Genomic DNA, 22486 nt, shown 5'->3' on the forward strand with positions numbered 1-22486 from the left:
CCGAAGTCAATACGTAGGTGGAAAAATACGTAGTTCTACGTATAATAACGCATGATTTTTTAAGCTATCTTTAAGGAATAAACAAAAGATTATGAGACCACAATCTAATATCAAAAAAGCACTTTTGACCTTAAGCCTTGCCCTACTGCTTATAAGTGTTTCGAATTGTACCTCAACAAGAGTGGTGGCCAGTAATTATGGTGACACTTTTGCTGGTAACGAGTCTTACGAAACGGATAGCTGGAGTTATTTATGGGGCATGGTGAAAAAAGACGTCAGTGTCGAACCTGACGCTGATGATAGTGACCATGCTATTTGCGATGAAGGCTCATTAGCCAATGTGGAAGTTAAAACCACCTTTGGTGGCGCCTTGCTTACTATAGTGACCTTAGGGATTGTCAACCACCGAAAAGTAAGCTTTGCATGTTCAAGGCCTTCAAACGGTGATGGAGGACTAGATGATTAAAATTACAGCATTATGTTACCAGAAGGCATCAGCAAATTACCCATAGAAAAATGGACCAATCGTCATGAGAACTTTACACAAGATCTTGTAAAAAACGCCTCTTTTAAGTTACGCAATCCTAAAGGCGCGACCTTTCCCAAACGACGAGACCGTTATATGGCCTCTACTAAAAACTTTCAATGGCTTATTCAGCACGGTATAGACCACAACCTGAAACTGCGCGCCATGGGAAGCGGCTGGTCTTTTACCAAATGTGGTGTGGCTAAAGGCGGTATTATCGATACCTCATCCTTAAACTTTTCTTTTCCACTCAGCCAAGCCTACGTGTCTAACCAGTATGCCCAAACACCAGAAGACCTCTACTTCTTACAGTGTGGTACCATTATTTACGAATTAAACAATCGCCTGAGTGCCAAACGCCCCATGAGAAGCATTAAAGCTAGTGGTGCCAGTAACGGGCAGACTATTGCAGGGGCCATGTCTACAGGGACGCATGGCGCAGGCTTTAAATCGGGTGCTATACAGGATTTTGTCGTCGGTTTACATATTGTTACAGGTGCCAATAAACATGTTTGGATAGAGCGCCAATCTTATCCCGTAGCCTCCCAAAAGTTTGTGGATTGGTTAGATGCTGATCTTATTCAGGATGATGCTATTTTTGAAGCTGCCGTCGTGTCCTTTGGTAGTTTTGGCTTTATACATGGTGTTATGGTAGAGACCGAACCCATCTTTTTATTGGAGGAGCATCGTATAGGCAATCTGGCCTATAACGACGATCTTAAAAAGGCGATGAATCAACTCGACTTTTCGGGCTTAAACCTTCCTGGTGCAGGTCCTGGGAAAGACCTTTACCATTTTGAAGTGCTGTTTAACCAGCATAACTTTGAACCCAGTAATCCGGATAAGGGCGGGTTTATAAAGTTTATGTATAAAAAGGCCTATGATCCCAACTACACCAAGTTTAAAAAGAACAACAAGTTTACCTATGGTGATGATCTCTTAGGGTTTATACAAACCGTTTTAGACAGTTTAAAACCCTTCAACCAATTACTTATTCCGCCTTTGGTCAATAGTTTATTCTCTCTGGCCTTTAAACCACAACCCCCGCAGGAAGGTACAGTTGGCGATATCTTTAACTATACCAAATTTAGAGGGAAAGTAGCCAGTGCTGCCATGGCGATTGATATTAAAGATACCGTTGCTGTTGTAGAAGAAATCGTAGACTTAAATAAAACCAAGGCTTTTCCAGGCGGCTTATCTTTGCGCTATGTTAAAGGCACCAAAGCCACACTGGGTTTTACCAAATTCCCACAGACTTGTGTGTTGGAAATGGATGGAGTAGACTCTAATGCTGCTAGAGAATTTTATGAGCAAATCTGGACTCGTATGGAGCAAAAAGGGATTGCCTTTACCCTACATTGGGGCAAGATCAATTTCTTTTTAAATGAAGCCCGAGTTAATGCGATGTATGGTACCCAAGCTGTGGATGCCTGGTTAGAAGCGCGTCATCACCTGCTCGACCAAGCCACGCGCCAAGTCTTTAATAATAAATTTATTGCGAATTGTGGTTTGGATAGGGAGTTGGGGGCTATTGTTTAAAATTTGAAAACAAAAGAAATATATTGGCTATTTGGCACAACCGCCTTTATTCCTATACTAAACCTCATATTCTATGGTATTGACGGATTTACATCAGTGGCTGCCATTGACATCAATGTACATGATACCTATTATGTCATTTCAAATTTTCATTTTATGCTCATATTGGGGGTCTTGGTGTTTTTTGGAGTTTATCTCCTTAGAACGTTGATTTACAGGTTTAAAAATTTAACGGCCAATCTCATTCTTATGATTTCCATAATTCTACTCTCTATTGTATTGACTGGAATTAGCACCCTATTAGACGGTTTAATTGAACAAACATCCCATTGGACGGTTTATCCACCTTCAAGCGCCAAAAACCTTGAGTCTGATATTAAACCTAGAGCAAGTAATTTAGGTATATTAGCAACAGTTCTTTTTTATATCCAAATCCTATTACTTGTTTTCTTAGCGTATTGTGGGTTTAAAACGGGGCGCAACTATAAATCGAATATATAAAACACCATTCTAGGTGGATGTTTAGATGATGACCATTTTTGACTACATACTCCTTGTAGCTATGGCCCAGGGTTATATCCTGGCATTTTTTCTATTAACCTCCCGATACTACAGATCAAAGGCTAACCAATGCCTTGCCTATGCGCTTATTATTTTGTCAACGCAAAGCATTTTAGATATCCTAGGGCAGTTTTATCAAACCACAAATCCCATAACGGAATTCTTTGTCAATGACCTATCCTATGATTTTTTGGTCTATGTTCCCTTATTTTATTTCTTCCTATTATCGTCTAAGCCCAAAGCAAGCCTAAAAGCACATTATTATTTAGTACTTCCTTTTATTATAGACAGCATAGCCAATTTGGTCATTGTAAGTACTTACAACCTTGAGGAAATCATGGACAATTCAGCCATCCAGCTATTTTATGATGTCGAGGGCATTGTCTCCCTTTTATTCAACCTGTTTCTCTGTTACAAGTCCTATCGACTTATTAGAAATCATGTGAATCATTCCGCTTCTAGAAGCCATCTCTTTAGGATTTGGAATTCAACACTTGCCTTATTGGTGCTATGGATTATTGTCACCATAATTAGTCTTATAAATGAAGATATCCTCATCGTTATTACCATACTCTATGCGGTTATTGCGGTTTGGATATTTTGGATGATTTATAATGGGGTCGTTAATTTAAATTTAATTTACGATCGCCACGGCATAAGGGAACGCTTGCTGACTCAGTCCAATGGTGCCGACCAGCAATATCAATTAAATGACGCCAATAAAACTAATGAGCGTAATGCTGAATATATAGATATTGCGAAAGCACAGCCTGCAGTATCTGAGCTTAAGAATCCCTCGAACATTCAAAAACTATCTAAGCACTTTACTGAAATGAAGGCCGTAATGGCAAAAGAAAAGTTATACAGGGACGAAGATTTAAGTATTGAGGACATAGCAAAACGATTTGGTTTAAGTTCAGGTTATATTTCTCAAATCATAAAGAAAAGTGCGAACAAAAATTTTCCGACGTGGATCAATGACTATCGCGTCGCCGAGGCAAAAATGATGCTATCCGATACGGCATTCGATAACTACACCATACTGGCCATTGGCTTAGAAGCAGGATTTAAATCCAAATCCGCATTTTATGCTATATTCAAAAAAACCACGGGATTAACACCGTCCCAGTTTAGACAAAAAGAGTCCTAATTTCAACACTTTTCAGCATCTAAGACTTCAGTAGCGCATAAGCCCACTAGTTTTATCAACAAATTAAAGTTGATGAATACCAAAGTCCTCTTATTTTTAATATTTGTTTGTGCCAGTGCAAGAGGTCAAATCATTAAGGATTTAGACATTTCACTTATAAATACTTCTAAAAATTATCCCTTTTCGAGTTTTAGTACGCTACATCCTGGCATTCAAATCGGCGCCTCCATAAGAGAACGGATTAAAGCCAAATCCGAAAGAAATTACAATGTATACTTGGGGTTTTATCATCAGGAGGATCTTGAAAATGGGTTGTTTCTTCGTGCTGAATACGCCCACACCTTTATCATTTTAAAACAAATCGGGTTAACTCTACCTATAGGACTTGGTTATCTACATACCTTTTTTCCAGGTGAGCTGTTTTCGCAAAATAGTGATGGTAGCTTTAGTAAGGTTAATCAAACCGGACGGATGCACGTTCTAGCTACTTCAGGAGTCGGGCTATCCTATAGAGGCTTTAAAACCGTCGAACTCTATGTTCAACACGATTTTGCTGTGCAATATCCATTCAGTGAAGCGATTCCGCTACTCCCAAACGCATTTTTCAGAATAGGCATTAAATACAACATCAACTAATGATATCAAAAATTTCAAAATACATAGTATTGACAATTGTACTGACGACTACCAATTGTTCATCAGAGGAAACATTCAAGGAAGATTTTTATGCATGTACTACCACAAACGACATTAACTCGAATCTCCATCCAAAAGCAGCTCTATTTCAGTCCATTTTAGACCAAAACCAAAAACTGAATGTCGTTGGAGCCGTTTTATGGGTCGAAGATCAGGATGGGGTATGGCTAGGCGCTAGCGGCTATGCTGATATAGCATCCGATATAAAGATGAAACCCTGCAATACTTTTATGATTGCGAGTATAAGTAAAGTATTTACTGCAGTAGCTGTCTACAAATACATCGATCGAGGATGGCTGTCATTTAATGATACCATAAGCCAGTATTTGCCACCTGATATCGTTGAAGAGGTGGCCAATATAGAAGGCACAAAAATCAGTGATTTATTGGGCCATAAAAGTGGTATTCCCGATTTTTACACCACGCCATTTGATTTGGACCGAATCAATGATTCGCAACATTGGGATAAGTATGATGTTCTAGAGTATGTGTATGGATTGGATGGAGAGTTTCCGTCAGGGACATCGTACAGCTACTCCAATACCAACTACCTCCTACTGTCTATCATTTTAGAGCGAATCACCCAAAAGTCTTTAGAGCAAATTTATAATGAAGACATCTTTCTACCTCTCAATCTTCAATCCGCTTATTACAGTGAATCAAAACCTTTACCTGACGGCGTTGTAAAAGGCTATGCCGATATCTATGGCAATGGTCACTTTGTGTATTCTGATTTTTTGTACAGGGAAGAACTCGGCATTGGTGGTGATGGTGGTATTGCTTCTAATGCCCAAGACTTAGCGTTATTCTTAAAGACATTAGCCACCGATAATTTCATATCAGATACCTCTTTTGCCAACATGACGGATTGGTTTGATTTACCTTTGAGCCAACAAGATCTTGACGACCCCGTAGTCATTAAAAATGGTTATGGTCTTGAACGCGTAGAGTCCCTCTATGGATTTGGGTTTGGTCATACCGGTGGTATTGATGGGTTTAACACCTTTGCGTTCTACTATCCTGAAACCGATGTTACTTACGTATTACTATTAAACTCAGTAACCGCGGCAGGCACGAATGCTCCTGCCAATATTCAAACAGAAATTCTCGATGCTATTCACAATTAAGAGACAGCAAACAAACTATAAAATCATATCCTATGAAAACATGTAAATATCTAACAACACTATTAGTCATTCTAAATTTTAATTGCTCCAATCCAGATTTTGAAGGTTCTGACACCATAATCACGGTAACAAGAGATTTATCTGAATTCACCAAAGTGAAAGCCCAAAACGATTTAGATGTATCTATTACTCAAGGCGATGAGCAACGTGTAGATGTCGTAGTTAACGACAACCTTCAAAATAATCTTAGAACGGAAGTCTCAAACGGCACACTCAACATTTCCCTGGCAGATGGGTCTTATGACAATGCGAGTTTCACCGTAAACATTCAGATACCAAATCTGGAGCGCTTACAATTGAATGATAACACAAGAGGGGTCGTAAATTTTGTCACTGAACAGATAGAATTTGAAATTAAAGGTTCATCAGAATTAGAACTATATGGAGGTGCTGAAATCTTAAATACTATTTTAAGAGATGCCGGCAAATTACATGGTTTTTCCTTTAGTACTCATGTTTTAAATACCATATCCAGAGATGCCTCGGAGCTCAGAATAACCTGTATTGAGGACTTAAATGGGACTATAGCCCAGGCCTCAAAAGTTTATTATCAAGGACAACCGGTTGTAAATGTTCAAACCTCTGAGGCTGGACAACTTATTAACTCCAATTAAAATGAGTCAAGTATGAGCACGGGTGCAATATGATGATTGCTCGCGTTTATTTCTAAAAATTCCACCATCGTAGATTCGAACAACACAAGCATAGATTTGGCAAAATAAGCACCGTGAATTCGTCGCAACTTTGTATCATAATCACAACCCGACTACGCATAAAGCTTCATCGGGTAAAAAAACTAGAAATTATGAATACAAAAACAGCAATTATCACCGGAGGCAGCCGTGGACTAGGAAGAGACATGGCCCTTAGCCTCGCCAAAAAAGGTGTGGATATTATCTTTTCATACCACAGCAATACGGCCAAAGCAGAAGACGTCATCAACGAGATAAAAGACTTAGGACAAGACGCCAAAGCCTTTCCTTTTGACGCTAATGATCATACAAGTGGGCAAGCCTTTATCGAAAGTGCCACCACTTATCTTAAGGACAGACATGGTAACCCGAACTTTGACTTTCTCATAAACAACGCAGGCACTGGCACCTTTAATATGGTCGCTCATACTACTGAAACGCAGTTTAATGAGATGATGAATGTACACCTTAAAAGTGTTTATTTTATGACCCAAGCCGCCCTACCCTATTTAAATGATCATGGTCGTATTATTAATATTTCCAGCGGATTGGCACGCTTTAGCCTACCTGGTATGTCGGCCTATGCCGTTATGAAAGGCGCTATTGAAGTCTTTACACGCTACTTAGCCAAAGAGTTAGGTGAGCGTAAAATTACCGCTAATACTGTAGCACCCGGAGCCATTGCTACCGATTTTGCGGGTGGCAGTAACAAAGAAGAGGACAAAGCCAAAATGATTGCTAGTATCACGGCTTTAGGAAGAGTTGGCGAAGCCGAGGATATAGGCGGCGTTGTGGCCTTCTTATGTTCTGTAGATGCCGGTTGGGTGAATGGTCAACGTATTGAAGTGTCTGGAGGGATGCTTGTATAAACAACCGAAGAATGTGGATATATGAAACGTGTTCGTTTCTGTCATATAGATGTCACTTCGAGTGATTCCTCTCCCTATAGCCACGATAGCTATCGGGAGAGGAATAGTATCGAGAAGCAAGTTTCTATGTGAACAATTCTCGATAGTTCTGCTGAGCACTTTGATGCTTCGACTACGCTCAGCACAGGCGAGCTCAGTGTGACACTTTTCAATTTTATTGATTTTTCAGATATCCGCATTCTTTTTATTAAATTTAATACAACAATAAAATATCGTCATTTAGAGTGAATTGTCTAAGGTTTGATACACTTCGACTGCCTGTCCACAGTACAAGACTTTGGAAGGCCCGGCGCTTCGACAAGCTCAGCCTGACAAGCTCAGTGTGACAAATGAATTATGAAACACATCACACGCTTTAAAAAAGTAGGAGACTACCATAAACTCGCCCAATTACCAGCACCAGAGCATCCTTTAATTAGCCTGGTCGATTATTCTAAAGTGCGTTATCCTGAAGAAATCAACACGATGACCTGGACGCAAGATTATTATACCATAGGCTTAAAGCGCAATATTCCTTATAAGTTTTTCTATGGCCAACAGGAGTACGATTTTGATGAAGGGGTCATGACCTTTATCGCACCTAACCAAGTGATGAGCCTGTCGAACAACCCTAATATAGGCCATACCCCATCGGGCTGGTTATTATTGATTCACCCCGATTTTATGTGGAACACTGCCTTAGCTGAAAAAATTCAACACTATGAGTTTTTTGGCTATACCATTAACGAAGCCTTGTTCTTATCCGAAAAGGAAGAAACCATGATGGGCGACTTGCTTCAAAATATTCAGCGCGAGTACCAATCAAACATTGATAAATTCAGTCAAAATATCATTATCTCACAAATAGAACTCCTGCTCAATTATGCAGAACGCTTTTACGAACGCCAATTCATCACTAGAAAGATCGTCAACCATAAAATTTTGGATGGTTTAGAAACTTTACTTAAAGACTATTTTAAGGACGATTCCCTAATTGAAAAAGGCTTGCCTTCAGTGCAATGGGTGGCTGACGGTTTAAATTTATCACCTAACTACCTTAGCAGTATGCTAAAGTCCTTAACGGGGATGAGTACCCAGCAGCACATTCATGAAAAACTCATTGCAAAAGCCAAAACCCAATTATCAACAACCACATTATCCATAAGTGAAATTGCCTACAACCTTGGTTTTGAACAACCGGCATCGTTCACCAAACTATTTAAGAGCAAAACCGATATGTCACCTCTCGAATTTAGAAAGACATTTAATTGAAAGTTTACAGATAAAGTCTATCTTTAGGGTATAATAATCGACCTATGAATCCTTCGGCTAACGGCTGGATAAAAAAACTACTCACGGAAGTTTCAGGAAGTATCTATTGTAATCTTGAAACCACGGAATTTTACAATCAATTAAAGAAAACCGGGTTTATCTACGGAAGTAATGTCAATGTCGTATTAGACATCCCCAAGCCTTTCGATTTCACGGACGAAGAGCGTTGTAAGATCAACTTATTGACGGCCTTTTATGTCACACACAATAGGGAAGGGTGTAAAGAAGATTTCACAGAAAGTCTTATTCGGTATTATAAGGTGATTAGCTATAAAAAACGTTCCTTTTTTGATGAATTATTTGGTGATAAATCTTCAGATAGTTTACTGGAAAAAATGATCCATAAGCGTATCTATATCGATGATAATTTAATCACTAAAAGTTTTAATTATTTTTTGGTCAACGCCTTATTATTTGTCGATGTTTTAGGCTACCACCGTTTTTTAAAAGATGAACGTGAGATTGGAGCGTATATTAAAAATTTAGAGTCCGCTCTAGAAACTATTGTATTTTCTGCTATTGACACTAAGTCCGAAAAAACTATATATGACAATAATCTTATTAGATTGATTGAAGAATCATCGCGCCATAAAGATTCTGATTTACCTACCTACGCTGAAGCTACGGCCTTTATCACGGAACCTTTAGAGAAACGCTACCTCATCGATTTGGTGTGCATGGCCTCTTGGAGCGATAAGGTAATTGATAAAGAAGAGCGCGAATTTTTGAATCGCCTTAGATTGGATTTAGACTTGCGCCCCGAGGATATCATACAATCCGTAGATGATATTAATGCCTTTTACGACACCTATAAAGATGATGTCGCATTTTTGAAGTCTAAGAACTTGGCCCAAAGCTTTTATGATAATAGCAGTAAGGTCGTCGCTAGATTGATTAAGCGCAACAGTAAACGACTGATTAAGGAGCTCTCCGAAAGTAAGGATGCCATGTGGTTATTGGCGCAATCTACGCAACGCCCCTTAACTGATGAGGAGCAAAAGAAGATTCAAAATCAACTTTTGGATATCTTTAAATCCATACCGAGTCTGGCAATCTTTATGCTACCTGGCGGGATGATTTTGTTACCGCTCTTTGTGAAGTTCATTCCTAAATTACTGCCATCGGCCTTTGATGATAATAGGATTGAAAAAGATAAGGTGTAACATTTTTGGCATTTAGATATAAGTCTGTCACTTTAAACGGCTTACTGTCGGGCTGAGCGCAGTCGAAGCCTATTCGTACTAAATGCTAAAATTGTAATTCAACTCGCTTTAGAATGTGTTTTCGCTAAAACATATTTTACCATAACCAATACTGAGCAGAGCTAAGGAGAAATAAATTTTCTCAATACGAGTAGTTCTCGATACTAATTTTACTCATTTCAATCGTAAAATTCACTCGAACTGACGTTTAGAATACAATCATGTCTTAAACAAAAAACAGGAAGCCTGTAACATTTAAGTCAATTCGTTGACTCATAAGCATAATCATAAGTCATGATCACGAATTATTACACGTTGCTTAACATCGACCAATCCGCCGATTTAGAAACCATTAAAAAAGCTTTTCGAAAAGAAATAGCAATTTACCATCCTGATAATAATGCGTCACCAGAGGCTAGAGAAAAATTTGAACAACTCGTAGAAGCCTTCGACATTTTATCTAACGAAGATAAGCGTCGAGAGTATGACCAAATGCTAAAACACCAAGCGACCAACAAACCTGTGGTCATTGAACAAAAACAACAGTATGAAGATTGGCAAAAAGAGGCCAAAAAGAAGTCCAAGACATATGAAGGTATTGGGCTAGAAGAATTATTACTTATAGATATTTTCGTATTAAACGGTGACTTCTTAGACGGCTTGTTCTCTGGTGCCGATGACATTCTAGATGGTATCGGGGATATTTTTGACTTTTTCTAAAAAAGAAAGCCTAACCTTATCGGTTAGGCTTTGCTTTAGAAAGGGATGACTTGGCTATTAATCCTTTTTATTTTTCTGTCTGGCTTTGTATAACTTTTTAACCTTTCTAAAGTTGTCTTTGGTCACCTTTTCACCCGTTGCCACATGGTGTTCTATAGATATGGCATAGTCTCTAATGAGCCTTTTGAACTTTCCTTTGGCAAAGGCTCCCATAAAGGCGGGCTTGGTTCTGTATTCCATCTTAAAGATAAAACGGCAACTGTTTTCATCTATAGGCTCTATTTTATAAATGCCTCTGGTGTACGCAGGATCTACGGGAAACTTATCGGCATGAAAAACCTGATTGATAAAGGTCATATTATCGGGATCATAAGAAATCATGCGCTCTTTTAACAATCGGGTCTTCTTGTCATTAAAATAACACACGCGTTCGGCACCTTCACCCGCTTTTAAGGTTCCTTCCACATAATCCGAAGATATAATCTTGGGGTGGGAATTAGCAACAGCCCCATAATCGACGCCTACCACATGCCATACCTTTTCGGCACTATGCGGTATTACTTTTGTGACAGTAAACTCCTGAACTTTCTTTTGCGCCACGACGTCATCAGCAGCAATCAAAACAAAAAGTAAGGCCATAATCATTGATAATTTTTGATTCTTAAACATAATTCTGATTTTTAAATTCTATGACTCAAAATTAGCGTCTGAATACGCGAAAACATTTAAGAATCAGGTCAATTCCTTAGAATTTTGGCTCAGTCTATAATCCGTTGGTGAGCAACCGAATTGATCATGGAAGGAGTTGGAAAAATGAGCCACTTCAGAAAAGCCACAGTTAAACGCAATATCGCCGATGCGCTCATTGGTACTCAGTAATAATTTGGCGGCACGTTCTAGCTTGCGTCTTTTAAAATAACGTCCAGGACTTTCGTTATAGACTTTGTTGAATTCCCGCTTAAAAGACGATAAGCTCACCCCATGTAATAGGGCCAGTTCACTTAAACTTAGATTGGTAAAAATATTGGCTTCGACCAGTTCCTTAAACGAATACTCTGTAGGTGTAAACAAGCTTGCCAATAGGCGTTTCATATCCCCAGATGCATCGGTCTTAATGAGTAACAAAATGATTTCCTTAAGCTTTAGTTTAAGCAATTCCTCATTGACCAATTCAGGGTTTTTAAAGTAAAATTGGAGACTGTTAATATAGTTTTTTAATAAGGTACTCGACTTTACCTTGGCAATACAACTCGGGGTAAGATCCTTAATGGATTTAAAGAAATCGGGAAGTTCCTTATCATATATTTTCTTAAGCACATCTGGATAGAAATGTATAGCGATAGCTTCGCAAGCACTCTGATCGACCGTTTCTAGCCAACTGTTTAAATAGTTGCCACACTTCATGACTACCGCTTCTTCGGTATGTAAAGGCATTTCGGAAGTCGCCGAAAACACTTTTGACGCTCCTGCTACTGCATAGATAAAGCAAGCTTCATTGTGCATTATACCAGGAGCCGTCATTGGTGCTTTAAAAACAACCCGTTCAAAAATACCTTTATCGAATAAGGTCAATTGAAAGTGTTCTTTAATCATATCGAAATTTGATGCTTATCAAATGTAGTGGAAATAATCAGGTCAAATGGAGTTTAACTCACCAAACTGTTGGCAAAGGTCTCAATACCTTTAATCCCCATTTCACCCAAACCATTTAAAGCTTCCCTTACTTTTTGATCGTCGGTGTCCTCTACCAAATACTCCCAACTCCAATTGATGATTGCCGTATCCGCATCTACAGACTTCACCTGCATGGTACCATGGATATCTTTTATAGGAAGCAAATGTTGCGTTGGGATGAGATAAGAGAACGTTTTGTTGACCTGGTCCACTTCTAGAATATCTTCTTCAAAACTACCATCTGCCGTGGCACAATAGCGCTTTTGCCCTTCTACTTTACAACTGGTAATCGGGGCCATCCACTTGTCGACATCTTTACCCGAACCTACGATGTCCCAAACCGTTTCTGGATTGGCATTGATTTGAATTTCTACACTGTGACTGGATTTTTTCATGATTTCTAATTTTTAATATTGAACATTTATAGGTCCAAAATTAAAAGTAGAACGTCTTGAATCTTTTTAGCTAAAGTTCAATTGTTTGCATGAAAAGTCCAAGGTTAAAAGTTTATTCCAACCAATTCTTAAAATCCTTAACGCGTTCTCTAGCGACAATTACTTCCTGCTCGTTAAAATGATTGAGTTTTATCTGGAGTCTGGAATTAGTGTAGCTGATGATATCCTTGATCGCATTGATATTGACATAAAACTTTCTGCTAATCCGGTAAAACACATGAGGTTCTAATTCGTCTTCAAGTTGATCCAAAGTCATGTCCAAAAGATAGTTTCGCCCTTCATTGGTATGGGCATAAGTGCCCTTATTCTCACTGTAAATACATTCAATATCCTCAATATTGATCAATTTTAAATGTTGCCCTACTTTTACCGAAAAACGCTTTTTGTATTCGCGTTCTATAGGGTTCACCAACAACTTTTTGATATCGTTAAAGTCTAAAGTCACTGATTTCTGTTGTTGTGCAGTGCCCTTGTATTGATGAATTGCAGTTTTCAGTTCGTCTTCATCTATAGGTTTTAGCAGGTAATCTATACTATTTAGCTTAAATGCCTGCAAAGCATATTCATCATAAGCGGTTGTAAAAATTATGGCAGATTTGATTTCAATGGTTTCAAAGATCTCAAATGATAAACCATCACTCAGCTGAATGTCCAGAAAGATTAAATCGGGATGTTGGTTATCTTGAAACCATGCTATGGATTCCTCAACGGAATGCAACAAGGTTTCTGTTTCAACATCTAAGGATTTGAGCATACGTTGTAAGCGTCTTGCTGATGGCTTTTCGTCTTCTATGATAATTACGTTCATTATTTTAAATTCAGTTTTTTTGCTTCTTTGTTAATGATTCTGGCGCCTATAAATACGGTGAGAAGTGTAGCTAAAAGGACGGCCCACCAAAATTGTTGCCTATTCGTTACAAACCGTGTACCAACTTCTGACCAAAATGCACAGTATAATCCAACTACGGACCAGCTCATAAAATAAAAATGGTAGCCAAACCAATTTTTTTTCTTCTTAATTGTGGGGACCATGCCGCCAAAAATTGTGACCAAGCTCACTAAAGCGAAAAAATGAAATATACTAAATCCATCAAAATTCATGATGAAGAATGAAGATATATTCATCAATAACATGGAAACCACATATATATAACCCGTACGCTTATGAAATAAGGTTCCCTTTTTATTAAGTACCACTATGGCACCAGATAACATGGCTATAAGTGCCAGAATAAAATGAAACCAACCTATATGGCTATGTATGATATCATTTAGAAAGCTCATTCCCAATGGCGTTCTTCTTTATCCATAAACTCTTTGATCTTGCGCTTTTCCCAGTCCTTTCCAAAAAAGAAATCTGGTCCAAAGACCCCAAGAAAGTGAAAGAACAAACCGATACCCCAAAATGTGGCCGTGGCATAGGGACCAAAGCCATCAAATCCGGCATTGACGCCAATAAGAATGATCAGAAAAATATTGACCACTATATACACCGCAAAATGCCAGTAAAATCCAATGATTGAATCGACCTTTTTCTTGGCGCGCATATACGCTTCTTCTCTTCTAAAATCGGAAACCTCATCTTTATCTTTATAAGGTTCTATGCTATACTTTTCCATTGCTATATTTTATTTTTTTGAATCGTTAGACAATTCCTTATTCATTAACTCTTCTATTTTGCGCTCTTCCCAAGCCCCACCAAATTTAAAGGACAAGAAATGCAATATGAGAAAGATGCCCCAAATGCCCCAAACACTCAGTACATTGAGACTAATGAGTTCATTGGTAAAGCTTTCCCAACTCCCTAAATCATTCCATACTTTAAGTACAGTGATGACGGTATTGACCAATACGTATACGATAAGATGTTTGTAAAAACCACGCTCTCTTTCGACTTTATTCTTGGCCTTTATATAAGTTAAATTTGAATTTTGATTTTTCATGATTACTCCGAATTATTTCCAACGGTTTTTTTCCTCTTCTTTACGCATATACTCTTCAATTTTGCGTTCTTCCCACTTGGCACCCAAAGCACCGTCATCGATATAAACCCTGTAGGCTTGGAATGCTAAACCAATACCCCAACCAAACATGGGGAACCAAAACCACTGAATGGTATGGCTCGAAAACTTATACCAAATAAAAATTAAAAATGGAATAACGAAGATGTAAGAGATTAAGCTGTAATAAAATGCCTTAAGCTCTTCGACACGGTTACGTGCTCTAACATAATCGTCATTAAGACGCTCTTGTGATTTTTGTGTTGTTCTCATGATTGCTATTTGTTTTGTGAGCATAGGAATTGCTACTGCAAAATCCGTATCTCGTTGATTGATGTAAACGTTTCGTTCTGTAAGAAGTTTGTAGCGTTGTTTAATATTCTCTAGGCCCACACCACTACCCTTCTTTACAATTTGTTTGGGCTGAAGATTGTTCATCACCACTAAATGACTCCCATCTTCGTATATTTTTATGTGTAATGGTCTACTCGAAGTGACCATATTGTGCTTTACGGCATTTTCTAAAAGCAATTGCAAGGACAAAGGCACGACTTTACTCTCAGGGTTTGAAGCGTGATCTGGAATTTCGAAAATGATACTATCTTCGAATCGCATTTTTAAAAGCGACATATAGGTCCTAGCAAAGTTGAGCTCTTCATCAACGGTCACCAGTTCCTTATTTTTCTGCTCTAAAACATAACGATACACTTTAGATAAGCCTGTTGTAAACTTTTGGGCACTCTTTGGATTCTCTTCAATTAAACTGGTAAGCACGTTTAAGCTGTTAAATAGAAAATGGGGATCCAATTGATTTTTTAAGGCATCAAAACGTGCACTTGCGGCACCGGCTATGACCTTTTGCTCCTTAACCTTATTCTTTTGATAACGATTATAAAAATAGGCGATATAAAAAATGGATAGTATGCTGAGCGTGATCCATAGCCCAAATGAATAGCCTCCCCAACCATCATTCTCTATAAAGGTCTTAAAGGACTGCCCATAAAAGAAAACCAATACTAAAATTCGCAACAGGAATATCGTTGTCAATGTGATCACAGTTGCCCCAGATACTCCGTATACAATACGCTTTATAACGTCATAGCTTTTAATTTTTAGTCCTTTGATAAAGCCAAAATACAAGGTGTTTACATAGCTTAAAACAAAGGTATATAGCTGTGTTATGGCAAAGTCAATTAAGTATAGGTTGGTGTTTTCATATCGAACTTCGTTGCCTACCAAAAAAAATCTTATGGCATAGATCACACAACCGATAACAAAAACGACTATTAAACTCTTAACTGACTTTATCATTGTATTCTAATTGTTTTAAGATTTACAATCTTCGACGACGCGCTCTGCACGTTCCTTTCCCCAATTTGGGTGAAAATCGCTCTCTGGCTTAAAGGTATCAAAAAGTTCGATGGATGCTTCAACCTCCGCACAATATGGTGCCGTATCCTTGCCAAAATATCTAGCACTTCCCATCGCCCAATCCGCTTTGCAAAATGCGGCTCTAGGGTTGTTTGGCGCTAATTCTAAGGCCTTAGCATATAGCTCGGAAATCTTCGAAGCATACTTCATCCCATAAGTCATACCATCATAAGCCACCCAATTGGTATACACTTGACCCTGCATTACCAAAAGTTCAGGATTGTCCTCACTTTTAATCATGGCAATATCTAGATGCTCCTGTGCTTTTTCAAGTCGCGCCTTTAATATAGCCTCGTCTTTTTCGTTCCAGCTTTTTATACTGTTCATCTGCGCAATATAATAGTTGGGCAACCATTCGTCTTTCTCGGCGTTGGCGATACGCTCAAACATATTTTCGGCGGCTTCCCACTTCTCCGCTTCCCAAAGTTCAAAAGCCTTGGCCATTCCTTTTTCAAAATTGGTCTGTGCTTGGGTCAATCCTGTGATGACTATTAAAGCCATAAAAACTAAATGCTTCATGTGTTGATGTATTATAGTGTTATAGTTATTGTTTTATCCGATTTTAATTCGAATTTGGCATCCTTCCATTTCGGTGGTCCCATAAAGCCTTTGGCATTATTGGAGCAACCGTAGTCTTCCTTTGGGATACCTATAAAATTGCTGTCCAATTTATCATTGTCATTTTCGTCATGAAAAATAGATACCGCATAAGTCCCTTCGGGGATATTTTCAAAAGTCACTTCACAGGCATTGTCGCTAATCTCACTTCCCTGACCCTTAAAGGTTTTGTCTAGAAAGTCCGATGCTTTATTATATAAACCTATTAGTACTTTCCCCTCATTATTCTCAACATTCTCGACCTTTACCGTTAAGCTGAAAGCCTCCTGAGCGCGTATGTTGGCCGAGCATATACTTAAGATGATAATAACTGCAATTTTTACTAGTGTACCCATGTTATTGATTTTTGTATGGTACAAATATCCGACACAAGTCCAGATTTTTAAAACCCGAATGACCGAATCGTCATTTTTTAATGATGAAATGTAATTTTTTTAAAAGTCCCTCTAAAAAAGAGTAACTTAGTAAGCCGTTTAGCTACTTATAGCGTATCTCAACCTCTTAAAATCCAACTAAAAATGAAATCGAAGATTCACGAATTCCGCTGGAAAAATAGAAATCAAATGAGTAAGAATTCATTTCTCAGCCTTGCCCTTACCTTATTTGTAGCCCTATCCTTTGCGCAAAGCGATAAACGCCTTAAAGGCATTGAAAAACAGTTTAATGCTGTATTAGAAACTTCGAAAGCCGTTGGGTTTGCCATGGCTATTGTAGAAGGTGATCAAGTCATCTATGCCAAAGGCTTTGGCTATGCTGACTATGAAAATAAAACACCTGTAGATGCCAATACTTTATTTGCCATCGGCTCCTCCACAAAAGCCTTTACCTCAGCTTTGCTGGGCATTTTACGAGAGGATGATAAGCTGTCTTTAGATGACAGCCCCTTGGATTATGTCCCTGGACTAAAGTTTTATAATGATGACATGAACAACAACATTATCATTAAAGATCTAATGCGGCATAGTACGGGTTTACCAAGACACGATGGGGCTTGGTATTTTTTTCCGTCCCACAACAAAGATACTCTGGTAGCGCGCATGCAATATCAGGAACCTTTTACTGGAATACGGCAGCAATGGTACTATAACAACTTTGGATTCTTATTACAGGGTGTGATTACCGAAAAAATCACTGGAAAATCTTGGGAGGAGAATATTGAAAACCGCTTCTTTAAGCCCTTAGGAATGAATCGTTCTAAAACCATGATCGATGGTATGAAAAATGGCACTAATACTGCGAAAGGTTATCGTTTGGATGAGGACCGAAATATTAAAAAAATGGATTACTATGATATCGCCGGGATGTCACCTGCTGGAAGCATTAATAGTAGTGTGAATGATATGAGCAAGTGGTTGATGCTCTGGATCAATAATGGGAAATACGGCGAGGAGCAAATCATTCCCGAAGCGTATATCAAAGAAGCTATGAGCTCCCAAATGGTGGTTGCGGCTGGTTTCCCAACGGAAGAACTACCGGGTGTACAATATGCTAATTACGGTTACGGTTGGTTTTTACATTCGTATAAAGGCCATTATATGGTAGAACATGGCGGTAATATTGACGGCTTTTCTGCAAGTGTTGCTTTGTATCCAACGGATAACCTAGGGATTGTGGTCTTAGCTAACCAAAATGGCTCTGCGGTACCACGACTCATCAGAAATATCGCAGCGGATTATATGTTGAAAGTCGAAAAAACGGAATGGGCCAAAAAACATAAAGAGGATGTCGAAAAAGCGCTTAAAGCGCAAGAAGAAGCTGAAGAGACCAATGAAACTTCTAATGTAAAAGGCACTAAACCCTCGCATATTTTATTGGACTATACGGGGTCTTATGAGCACAAAGGTTATGGGAAGTTTGATGTCGTGGTAGAGAACGATACGCTATATGCCGAATTGGATGGCAATCGCCAATATCTGCACCATTATCACTATGACACCTTTGAATTGATTGATGTCAACGATGGTAAAATCGACGAATCACAGATTGGTAGTGCAATAAAAGTGACCTTTAGCACCAACGTCGCTGGTGATATTGATGATTTAAAAGCCAGTATTGAACCTATGACGGACGCTATTGCCTTTAAACGTACTCCCAACACCATTGATGTGGATGCCAAAACTTTAGAGCAGTATGTAGGTTTATACGACTTAATGGGTACAGAAGTGAAAGCTTATATTAAAGATGAAAATGTGCTATACGTCTTTGTACCCGGCCAACCGGAATACGAGCTCATCCCAACTGCAGAACATAAGTTTAACTTTAAGGTTTTGGAAGGCTTTAAAATAGAGTTCTTGGAAACCGATGGGAAGATTGATCAGGTGAAGTTTATACAGCCTAATGGGACCTTTGTGGCAAAGAAAAAGGAAGAGTGATTTGCCTTAATTCATGAAGAATAAAAAAATTAATTCATATATCCTTCCGGTACTATTAATTGCTGCTGCTTTTGGTGGATTTTATTTAATAATGATCGGTTCTAACTGGCAAAAACGCGGCTATTTTTATGAAAACAATTCATACGATATTAAACTTATAATTCTTGGCTTAGCGGCTATGATTCCTCTTTTCATCTTCTTATTTACATTAAAACCTACACCAAAAACAAAACTCAGAGGGAATAATGCAAGACTACGCAATCAATTAAGACCAAATCGAAAAAAAGCAAAAAACACGTGTTTTGTGTATATTCAAAATAAAACAGCTGAATCGTTAATTGTAAATAGAAAATCTATTCTAGAAGAAGAACAATGGTACATTTTTGAATTGAAATTTGAAGAAACACTTTACTTTAGCAACGGTATTACTATTGAAAGGGAGAACGACGATCTTTTAGAAATCCATGATTTTAGAAATCAAATAACAGGATTAAGTAAAGATGATTTCAGGAGTTATGACATCCCAGATTATGTAGATTTTGCACTATTAATTGGAGCACAAAATGAAGGTGAATTTATGAAATAAAAAAACCATCCTCTCGGATGGTTTTTTTTATGTTATAAAACTATTTTCTTTAAAATGTCACTGTGAGTTTTCCTCTTAAGAAAAATGGCACACCCGGTGTAAATGTAATTTCTTCAACGGGTTCTGTTTCATTGAATAAACGCGTTTCTGTAGCGAATTGAGTTTCATTCCATTCTACATCAAACAAGTTTTCTACAATCAAACTAAAGGTCCAATTTTTGTTAAAGTTGTAATTTAAATTTAAATCTGTTACAAAATAACCTTCTGCGATGATAGAATCGTCTTCATTAGCTGGTCTATCATCCACATATCTATAGGACAAGCTACCTGAAAATTTACCAAGATCTTTTACGGTGAGGCCACCGGTAGATGTAAAATCGGGAGCTAGTGGAATAAAATCCTCTCCGTCTGGTTCATCGGTAGCTCTTGCCACAGTATAATTAAGATCGTTATTTACAAATAACCAATCATTTAACTGATATCTAAATCCAAAATCAACGCCATAACGTGTGGTTTTACCACTGGGTTCGACCACCGCAGCGTCACCCACATATACAAATTCCTGTTCGAGGAATAAGGTCCATAAAGCCGCATTGATAACCAATCTGTCTGCAGGTTTAAAAATCCCTCCTAAATCGGCTCCAAAAGCTGCTGGTAAGGTTTCTTCACCAGTATTTGCAGTAACTACTCTAGAATCGTTAGAATGGAATCCAAAACCTAGTTTAGCAAATAACTGCAAATTTTCTGAGGCCGTAAAAATGGTATTAAATTTTGGACTAATAATAACATCGTCCTCGCTCAACGTATCAAAGGAATCCGCGAGAAAATCAACATAATTGAATTTAAAATAATCCAGTCGTATGCCTGGATTAAACTTCCATTTATTCGTTTTTAAATTGGCGCTTAGAAACGCGTAGCCGTTGACCTCATCAATGTCACCAAAGGCTAAACGCTCTAAAGTCTCTCTCCTATTTCTTGTTCTAGAAAGCTCAACATCATTATTGTCGTCATATCTAAATCCCAAACCAGCATCAAAATCGAACTGAAGATCGTGATTATCTAAATGAAATGAGCGGTTATAAATGGATTCCACACCCGCAATGAGCCTGTTCTCCTTTTGACGAATCTGATCACCGTTAACCGGGTCTTCTAAAAAGAAGGTAAAGTTAGAATACAGCTCAAAACCATACTTAGAAAGATAGGCCTTAGAGGTAATGCTTTGATGCTCGTCTAATTGTTTTTTATGGTTCACCCAAATGTTAGAGCGGCTTGTAATACCGCCCTCTGTATCATCAATGGCTCCAAAACGATCAATAATACCTTGATCGACCGCACGCTGAGGGATTTGCCCTGAGGCATCCCAACGACTTTGAAAATGCGAAATTGATAAGGTCAATTCTTCATCTTCATAATTATTAAAATTATAACGTCCCAGAATATTTAAGCGATTAAAATTCTGTGGAGAATTAAATACTCCATCGGTTAGCATGAATTCTGAGGCAATATAGGTGTTGCTATTCTCGGTGTCAGAAATTTTAAACATGTTTACATTTCTAATGGTGCTAAATTCACCTAATTCCAATAACACCATATTCTTATCGATTTTCTTTTTTGTATTGAGCTCCACATAACCAGCTGTATTAAAATTACCGACATTAGCATAATAAGGTCCTTTGCCAAAATCGATATTATCAATTGTTTCTGGAATAATAAAGTGCATATCTGCGTAACCCTGCCCATGTGCATGAGAAGGCATATTTACAGGCAGACCATCTGTACTTATAGTTATATCGGTACCGTGATCTATATCGAACCCTCTTAAAAATATTTGTTCAGCCTTACCTCCACCAGCATGCTGCCCAATAATTAATCCAGGTACTTTTCTCAAGATTTCCTGAGCTGATTTTATAGGGTTCGTTTTAATATCTATATTAACAAATTCGGTAAGTGCATTAATTTCAGACACCAATACAATCTGGTCTAATGACACCGAAGATGCTTTTAAGGTCATATCTAAGGTACCATCGAGTAGATCTTCTGTAATTGTAATCTCCTTTTTCTCATAGCCCAAACCGCTAATAATAATGACATCACCAACTGAGATATCGTCAATTTCATAGTATCCAGAAACATTGGTATAAGTAAAACCACCTGTATTCTGGTTATAGACATTGATACCTTCTATAGGCGTATTGTCTTCTGAGGTAATTGTTCCGTTTAATTCATGTGCAAAAGCACTAAAGGTTAGAAACAAGTATCCTACTAATAATAAAATGTATTTCATTTGTTTTGTATTAAGATTATTTATGATTAGTCCATCTTTAAAAACAGTTAGAGAACGCTTAGACAGACAACTGCTATTAATCATTAAATAATACCTAATACCTGTGGAGGTCGATAAAGCTGAAGTGTATGCTCCTCCTTTTTTAACCTAATTACAGATTTAAAATTATCTTGTTTTTGATCATTTGTAAATTTGTTCTTAAACTTATATTTATAAGTAACAATAGTCTTTTTAGATCCAAAAAATTCATTCATGGGTTCACCCTGATGGTCATCCTTCTTTGAGCTTGAATCTATTAAATCACTAATAAAGTCTAATATGTTATGCTGATGGGCCTCTTCAATATTTTCTATAGCTCTATGCTCTTTATGTACGTTTTTAGAATCATGTTGAATTATATAATTCGGTACTTGTAAATTATGAGACATAAAATGCAGTGTATGTTTTATCTGATCTTGGAGCGGCTCTGCCATATAACATAACACTATTAGTACTGCCAGCACTTTAGAACATACATTTTTTATTTTATGGAAATTGATTTTCAACATCATCA

At 38.0% G+C, this 22486-nt stretch carries 25 protein-coding genes; 13 read left to right on the forward strand and 12 right to left on the reverse strand.

Going from position 1 to position 22486, the window contains the following annotated elements; translation table 11 throughout:
- The first annotated feature begins 91 nt into the window (after positions 1-91).
- From ACO052_RS18250 to ACO052_RS18300, 11 genes are all read left to right on the forward strand, one after another.
- Positions 92-466 (forward strand): Bor/Iss family lipoprotein, encoded by a 375-nt coding sequence (locus ACO052_RS18250; RefSeq protein ID WP_422105226.1) that lies wholly within the window; start codon positions 92-94, stop codon positions 464-466.
- Positions 467-478: 12 nt separating this feature from the next.
- Positions 479-2065, forward strand: a complete 1587-nt coding sequence (locus ACO052_RS18255; RefSeq protein WP_422105227.1) for an FAD-binding protein — start codon at positions 479-481, stop codon at positions 2063-2065.
- A gap of 3 nt (positions 2066-2068) precedes the next feature.
- On the forward strand, positions 2069-2566 hold the full coding sequence (locus ACO052_RS18260) for a hypothetical protein (RefSeq protein WP_422105228.1): 498 nt from the start codon (positions 2069-2071) through the stop codon (positions 2564-2566).
- Positions 2567-2591: 25 nt separating this feature from the next.
- Positions 2592-3776 carry a helix-turn-helix transcriptional regulator gene (locus ACO052_RS18265; RefSeq protein WP_422105229.1) on the forward strand — a complete coding sequence of 395 codons (1185 nt, stop codon included), beginning with the start codon at positions 2592-2594 and terminating at the stop codon, positions 3774-3776.
- Between the two features lie 72 nt (positions 3777-3848).
- Positions 3849-4412, forward strand: coding sequence for a hypothetical protein (locus ACO052_RS18270; RefSeq protein WP_422105230.1), 564 nt, complete (start codon positions 3849-3851; stop codon positions 4410-4412).
- Positions 4412-5599 (forward strand): serine hydrolase domain-containing protein, encoded by a 1188-nt coding sequence (locus tag ACO052_RS18275; RefSeq protein ID WP_422105231.1) that lies wholly within the window; start codon positions 4412-4414, stop codon positions 5597-5599. Before ACO052_RS18270 ends, ACO052_RS18275 begins: the two co-directional genes overlap by 1 nt.
- A 32-nt stretch (positions 5600-5631) precedes the next feature.
- Positions 5632-6273 carry a GIN domain-containing protein gene (locus ACO052_RS18280; protein WP_422105232.1) on the forward strand — a complete coding sequence of 214 codons (642 nt, stop codon included), beginning with the start codon at positions 5632-5634 and terminating at the stop codon, positions 6271-6273.
- Positions 6274-6464: 191 nt separating this feature from the next.
- Entirely contained in the window at positions 6465-7220 is a 756-nt protein-coding gene (locus ACO052_RS18285; RefSeq protein ID WP_422105233.1) for an SDR family NAD(P)-dependent oxidoreductase, read from the forward strand.
- 396 nt (positions 7221-7616) lie between these two features.
- On the forward strand, positions 7617-8531 hold the full coding sequence (locus ACO052_RS18290) for a helix-turn-helix domain-containing protein (RefSeq protein ID WP_422105234.1): 915 nt from the start codon (positions 7617-7619) through the stop codon (positions 8529-8531).
- 44 nt (positions 8532-8575) lie between these two features.
- Entirely contained in the window at positions 8576-9754 is a 1179-nt protein-coding gene (locus ACO052_RS18295) for an LETM1-related biofilm-associated protein (RefSeq protein WP_422105235.1), read from the forward strand.
- Between the two features lie 333 nt (positions 9755-10087).
- Positions 10088-10513: a J domain-containing protein gene (locus ACO052_RS18300; RefSeq protein WP_422105236.1), complete on the forward strand. Its 426-nt coding sequence runs from the start codon at positions 10088-10090 to the stop codon at positions 10511-10513.
- Positions 10514-10570: 57 nt separating this feature from the next.
- On the opposite strand, the gene ACO052_RS18305 is transcribed toward ACO052_RS18300, so the two are convergent.
- The 10 genes from ACO052_RS18305 to ACO052_RS18350 all read right to left on the reverse strand — a co-directional run bounded on the left by ACO052_RS18305 (position 10571) and on the right by ACO052_RS18350 (position 17026).
- The gene (locus tag ACO052_RS18305) at positions 10571-11182 is read right to left on the reverse strand and encodes an SRPBCC family protein (RefSeq protein WP_422105237.1); all 612 of its coding nucleotides are present in this window, start codon (positions 11180-11182) and stop codon (positions 10571-10573) included.
- A 63-nt stretch (positions 11183-11245) separates the two neighbouring features.
- Positions 11246-12106 (reverse strand): helix-turn-helix domain-containing protein, encoded by an 861-nt coding sequence (locus tag ACO052_RS18310; protein ID WP_422105238.1) that lies wholly within the window; start codon positions 12104-12106, stop codon positions 11246-11248.
- Between the two features lie 53 nt (positions 12107-12159).
- The gene (locus ACO052_RS18315; protein WP_422105239.1) at positions 12160-12582 is read right to left on the reverse strand and encodes an SRPBCC family protein; all 423 of its coding nucleotides are present in this window, start codon (positions 12580-12582) and stop codon (positions 12160-12162) included.
- 112 nt (positions 12583-12694) lie between these two features.
- A complete protein-coding gene (locus tag ACO052_RS18320; protein WP_422105240.1) occupies positions 12695-13450 on the reverse strand; it encodes a LytR/AlgR family response regulator transcription factor in 756 nt (251 codons plus the stop codon).
- Positions 13450-13926, reverse strand: coding sequence for a DUF2306 domain-containing protein (locus ACO052_RS18325; protein ID WP_422105241.1), 477 nt, complete (start codon positions 13924-13926; stop codon positions 13450-13452). The genes ACO052_RS18320 and ACO052_RS18325 overlap by 1 nt, the downstream gene beginning before the upstream one ends.
- Entirely contained in the window at positions 13923-14261 is a 339-nt protein-coding gene (locus ACO052_RS18330) for a 2TM domain-containing protein (RefSeq protein WP_422105242.1), read from the reverse strand. The genes ACO052_RS18325 and ACO052_RS18330 overlap by 4 nt, the downstream gene beginning before the upstream one ends.
- 9 nt (positions 14262-14270) lie before the next feature.
- Positions 14271-14585 (reverse strand): 2TM domain-containing protein, encoded by a 315-nt coding sequence (locus ACO052_RS18335; protein WP_422105243.1) that lies wholly within the window; start codon positions 14583-14585, stop codon positions 14271-14273.
- 12 nt (positions 14586-14597) lie between these two features.
- The gene (locus tag ACO052_RS18340; RefSeq protein WP_422105244.1) at positions 14598-15953 is read right to left on the reverse strand and encodes a histidine kinase; all 1356 of its coding nucleotides are present in this window, start codon (positions 15951-15953) and stop codon (positions 14598-14600) included.
- A gap of 15 nt (positions 15954-15968) precedes the next feature.
- Entirely contained in the window at positions 15969-16592 is a 624-nt protein-coding gene (locus tag ACO052_RS18345; RefSeq protein WP_422105245.1) for a hypothetical protein, read from the reverse strand.
- An 11-nt stretch (positions 16593-16603) separates the two neighbouring features.
- Positions 16604-17026, reverse strand: coding sequence for a DUF2141 domain-containing protein (locus ACO052_RS18350; protein WP_422105246.1), 423 nt, complete (start codon positions 17024-17026; stop codon positions 16604-16606).
- Between the two features lie 183 nt (positions 17027-17209).
- Here ACO052_RS18350 and ACO052_RS18355 point away from each other — a divergent pair, with 183 nt between their 5' ends.
- Both ACO052_RS18355 and ACO052_RS18360 read left to right on the forward strand, forming a co-directional pair.
- On the forward strand, positions 17210-19063 hold the full coding sequence (locus tag ACO052_RS18355; protein ID WP_422105247.1) for a serine hydrolase: 1854 nt from the start codon (positions 17210-17212) through the stop codon (positions 19061-19063).
- Between the two features lie 13 nt (positions 19064-19076).
- Positions 19077-19649, forward strand: a complete 573-nt coding sequence (locus ACO052_RS18360) for a hypothetical protein (protein WP_422105248.1) — start codon at positions 19077-19079, stop codon at positions 19647-19649.
- 49 nt (positions 19650-19698) lie between these two features.
- On the opposite strand, the gene ACO052_RS18365 is transcribed toward ACO052_RS18360, so the two are convergent.
- Positions 19699-21933 (reverse strand): TonB-dependent receptor, encoded by a 2235-nt coding sequence (locus ACO052_RS18365; RefSeq protein WP_422105249.1) that lies wholly within the window; start codon positions 21931-21933, stop codon positions 19699-19701.
- A gap of 83 nt (positions 21934-22016) precedes the next feature.
- Entirely contained in the window at positions 22017-22406 is a 390-nt protein-coding gene (locus ACO052_RS18370; protein ID WP_422105250.1) for a hypothetical protein, read from the reverse strand.
- Between the last annotated feature and the right edge of the window lie 80 nt (positions 22407-22486).

This window comes from Winogradskyella sp. (assembly GCF_965228925.1).
Taxonomy (GTDB): domain Bacteria; phylum Bacteroidota; class Bacteroidia; order Flavobacteriales; family Flavobacteriaceae; genus Winogradskyella.